This is a genomic window from Dialister sp. CAG:357 (assembly GCF_000435155.1).
GTDB lineage: Bacteria > Bacillota > Negativicutes > Veillonellales > Dialisteraceae > Dialister > Dialister hominis.
Map to the genome: position 1 here is coordinate 1 of NZ_FR896426.1, position 4,276 is coordinate 4,276.

Here is a 4,276-nt window from a genome sequence, read left to right on the forward strand (position 1 = left end):
GCACTTTAGTGGATTTTGTCACAGCCCCTTTTTATTTTTGCTTGGAATAAGTTTTTGCTGTGAGCAGTATAAGTATGATTTCAAAAAGACCTACGATGGCAAGTCCTAAAGAGGTTCCCATGTACTCAATGATTGCACTGACGAGGAGAGAACCAAATGGTGCGCTCCCAAGGAATACAAAGGTATAAAGGCCCATGATTCTTCCCAGGTATTCAGGGGGAGATGCCATCTGGATTGCCGTATTGCAGTTTACCATGAAGAGAATGGTAGCAAAACCGAGCAGGGCGAACATGAAAAGCGCTGGGATTGTCCAGAAAATGTAGCTGACGGCCATAAGGAGAAGGCCGCATAAGCCGGCTGCAGTAAATATGAACCGCTGTGAATAATGTGTGCTGGATGTGGCAGATAGTATTCCGCTTGCCATGGAACCGGCCCCTGCGGCAAAGAGAATGGATCCGAATCCATCAAGTCCTTTGTGAAGTACCCTGTCTGCAAAGAGCGGTCCGTAAGTACCCATATTCAGGATCAGACTGCTTACGATTCCGGCTGCCAGAAGATTGCCGAAAATAATCGGATTCTTTCGTGCCTCGGAAATACCCTCGCGGATTTCATGAAGCGGTTTTTTATTGGTTTCCTGAATGACGGGAGTATTCACGTTCATTTTGGCATAGGCAAAGAGTATAGGGATGAGAGAAACCGCATTAAGGAAGAAAATATCACTGTAAGAGAGATAGTTCAGAAGAAAAGCGGCAAGCAGCGGGCCCACCATTCTGGTGATATTGAAATTGGTCGAGTTCAAACTGACTGCACTATGAAGTGCTTCTTTTCCTACCAATTCAGGCATGAAAGCCATGCGGGCAGGCATATCGAAGGCATCGATCGTTCCCAGAAAAAAGGCAAAGAATAAAAGCCATCCATACGTTTCATGCCCGGAGAGAAGGAGCAGGCCTAAAAGAAGTGCCTGCAGCATATAGAGGGACTGTGTTCCCATCAGTATTTTTCTCTTGTTGTGATGATCGATCCAAAGCCCCGTTCCCAGTGTGAATAGAAGGGAGGGGGTGAACTGGCATGCAGATAAAAGGCCTAAAAGAAAGGCAGAATCGGTCATCTTATATACGAGCCACTGCTGTGTCGTCAGCTGCAGCCAGAAACCGATGAGCGCAATCCACTGCGTAATCCAGAATACTCTGTAGTTCTTTACACCCAGGGCAGGGAATAAGGTTGTAATTTTCATAAGGAGCTCCTTGCAAGATGTCTACGTATTAACTATATCATGAATGGATAGGTCAAAGACAGCAAAAGGAGACCTGCAATAAAAAAGGATGATGCAGGCGCATCATCCTTTGAGGTAAGCCCATTAATCCCAGGCTGGTTCAATGGTTCCTTTATATTTTTCTGCAATGAATTTCTTGACTGCATCAGACTGGTAAGCCTGTACGAATTTCTTGTAAGCAGGCTGATTCTTGTCTTTATCTCTGGCAGCAATAATCATGACAGCAAGCGGGGTGTCCTTGGATTCAAGGAAGATGCCCTGATCCTTTGGAGACAGGCCTGCGCTCATGACATAGTTCATTGTAATGACAGAAGCAGCAACATCGTCAAGGCTTCTTGGGAGCTGAGCGGCTTCCAGTTCATTGAATTTCAGATGCTTCGGGTTTTCCGTAACGTCTGCAGGAGTAGCTTTCATGCCTACGCCTTCCTTGAGCTTGATCAGGCCGGCTTTTTCAAGAAGCTGGAGTCCGCGTCCTTCATTTGTCGAATCGTTAGGAATGGAAATGGTAGCGCCGTCAGGAATATCCTTGACATCCTTGTACTTGTTGGAGTAAATGCCCATGCGCATCAGGATGGCTTTTCCAATCGGAACGAGGTTTGTGTTGTGCTGCTTATTGAAGTTGTTCAGGAATGGTTCATGCTGGTAAACTACGAGATCAAGATCTCCGTCAGCAAGTGCCTGATCCGGGGTAATGTAGTCAGAGAATTCCTTTACATTGACCTTAAGGCCGTTCTTTTCAGCTTCTTTGGCAGCTGCTTCAACAACCTCAGCGTGCGGGCCGGCTGTTGCACCAACCGTAATTTCCTTCTTTTCTGCAGGAGCAGACTGGGCAGAGGATGCTGCCGGCTTAGCGTCGGAACCGCAGCCGGTGATGACTGCTGCTGCGGAGAGTGCGCAAAGGCCGGTGATAATCAGTTTCTTTAACATAAGCAAAACTTCCTTTCTCTTTTGAATTTATAATTCCGGAAATGGGATTTGACGGATAATTCCATCCATTCCGGTGATTAACGTTTGTCGGTCTTTCTTGACCATGTGCTTCCGATGAACTGGATAAGCTGTACGATGATGATCAATACAATGATTGTTGCAATCATGACATCAGCCTGGAATCTCTGATAACCGTAGCGGATGGCAAGGTCGCCGAGACCGCCGCCGCCAATGGTGCCTGCCATAGCGGAGGAACCGATCAGGGATACGATGACAACTGTCATGTTTTCTATAATCGATGGAAGAGCTTCAGGAATCAGGACCTTCTTTATGATCTGATAGGGGGAGGCTCCCATGGATTCAGCTGCTTCAATAAGGCCGAAGGGAATTTCACGGATGGAAGTTTCCACCATTCTTGCCGTATATGGAATAGCGGCAATTGTCAGAGGAACAATAGCTGCTGTAGTACCGATGGAGGTACCGGCTACCATTCTTGTAAAAGGAATGATGGCAACCATCAAAATGATGAATGGAATGGAACGGACCATGTTGATGGCAAATGCCAGCGGCTTATTGAGTACCGGGCAAACGAGAATTCCGTTCTTCTCAGTGACTACGAGCAGGATGCCAAGCGGTATTCCGATAATGGCTGCGATAATGGCTGAAACGGAAAGCATGTACAATGTTTCCGCCAGACTTTTGAAAAGCAAATTAGTGATTACTGGAGACATAGCCTAACACCTCGCTTGTGATTGGTAATGATTTCAAATGGCTTAATGCATTGATCATGTCATCTTCATGGCCGTCGATCATGATGATCAGACGTCCGAAGGATACGTCCTGAATATAATCGATCGATCCATAAAGGATGCTGACATCCAGGTTGTACTTGCGGATCAGGTTTGCAATGATCGGCTCGTTTGTGACGTCCCCGCGGAAGGAAAGGCTGATGATTGTCTGATCGTCTTCCTTTTCTTTGTCTTTATGGATATTCATATGGGACAACTGCTCCGGAACTTCCGTGGACATGACGGTTCCGATAAATTTCTTCAGCGTTTCAGTCTGGGGATTCGTGAAGAGATCGACAGTCGAACCCTGTTCAATGATTTTTCCATGTTCGATGACTGCGACGCGTTCGCAGATTTCCTTGATGACTTCCATCTGATGAGCAATCATGATGATTGTGATATTCAGCTTCTTATTGATGTCTTTCAGAAGCTCGAGGATGGATTTTACAGTTTCCGGATCAAGTGCGCTTGTCGCTTCATCCGAAAGCAGTACAGAGGGGTTGGATACGACGGCTCTTGCAATGCCGACTCTCTGCTTCTGTCCGCCGGAAAGCTGGGACGGATACTTGTCCTTGTAGCTGGTAAGCCCTACAAGTTCAAGGATGTCATCAATCCTTTTTTTCTGTTCCGCTTTCGGCACATTGGCAAGTTCAAGCGGGAAAGCAACATTCTGGGCAACGGTTCTGTTGGAGAGAAGGTTGAAATGCTGGAAGATCATTCCGATGTTTTTGCGTTCTTTGCGCAGCTCGGAACTGCTGAGCTTTGTCATATCCTTCCCGTTGATGATGACCTCTCCGGAAGACGGAGGTTCAAGCATATTGATGCAGCGGACGAGTGTTGATTTTCCGGCACCGGACTGTCCTATGATTCCAAAAATTTCGCCGTCTCTGATAGTGAGATTGATATCATCGAGTGCCCTGTAATTATTGTCATATACTTTAGTTATATGTTTCAGTTCAATCATGGGGGTCTCCTCCCTGAAATTAAAAAACTTTCATCGAAAGATGAAAGCTTGTGACATCATCTTTCGAGATTTTACTCGCTGGAATTGGCACCGTTTCATTAAGAATGGTTGCCGTGACTTCAATGGGCCAGTCCCTCCGTCACTCATGATGAATAAGATTATTAAATTAACTAGATGGTAAACTAGTTTGACTTTAATCGATTGTGTTTATAGTACTCTGTATAGATTTCCTTGTCAATAGTATTTATTAAAATAAGATGCACGGTAAATAAGGCTTTTCGGCATAAAAGAAAGGGAGTGTAAAATAGTTTGTGTAAATCGGTA

4 protein-coding genes and 1 riboswitch are annotated in these 4,276 nt (G+C 45.6%); all 4 genes read right to left on the reverse strand.

The window, feature by feature from the left end; all coding sequences use genetic code 11:
* Nucleotides 1-31: 31 nt before the first annotated feature.
* Entirely contained in the window at nt 32-1,234 is a 1,203-nt protein-coding gene (locus M3200_RS05310; protein ID WP_022382513.1) for an MFS transporter, read from the reverse strand.
* 123 nt (nt 1,235-1,357) lie between these two features.
* Nucleotides 1,358-2,200, reverse strand: a complete 843-nt coding sequence (locus M3200_RS05315; RefSeq protein ID WP_022382514.1) for a MetQ/NlpA family ABC transporter substrate-binding protein — start codon at nt 2,198-2,200, stop codon at nt 1,358-1,360.
* 77 nt (nt 2,201-2,277) lie between these two features.
* Nucleotides 2,278-2,931, reverse strand: coding sequence for a methionine ABC transporter permease (locus tag M3200_RS05320; protein WP_022382515.1), 654 nt, complete (start codon nt 2,929-2,931; stop codon nt 2,278-2,280).
* Entirely contained in the window at nt 2,912-3,952 is a 1,041-nt protein-coding gene (locus M3200_RS05325) for a methionine ABC transporter ATP-binding protein (RefSeq protein ID WP_022382516.1), read from the reverse strand. Before M3200_RS05325 ends, M3200_RS05320 begins: the two co-directional genes overlap by 20 nt.
* Before the next feature lie 53 nt (nt 3,953-4,005).
* Nucleotides 4,006-4,107: riboswitch (SAM riboswitch) on the reverse strand.
* Between the last annotated feature and the right edge of the window lie 169 nt (nt 4,108-4,276).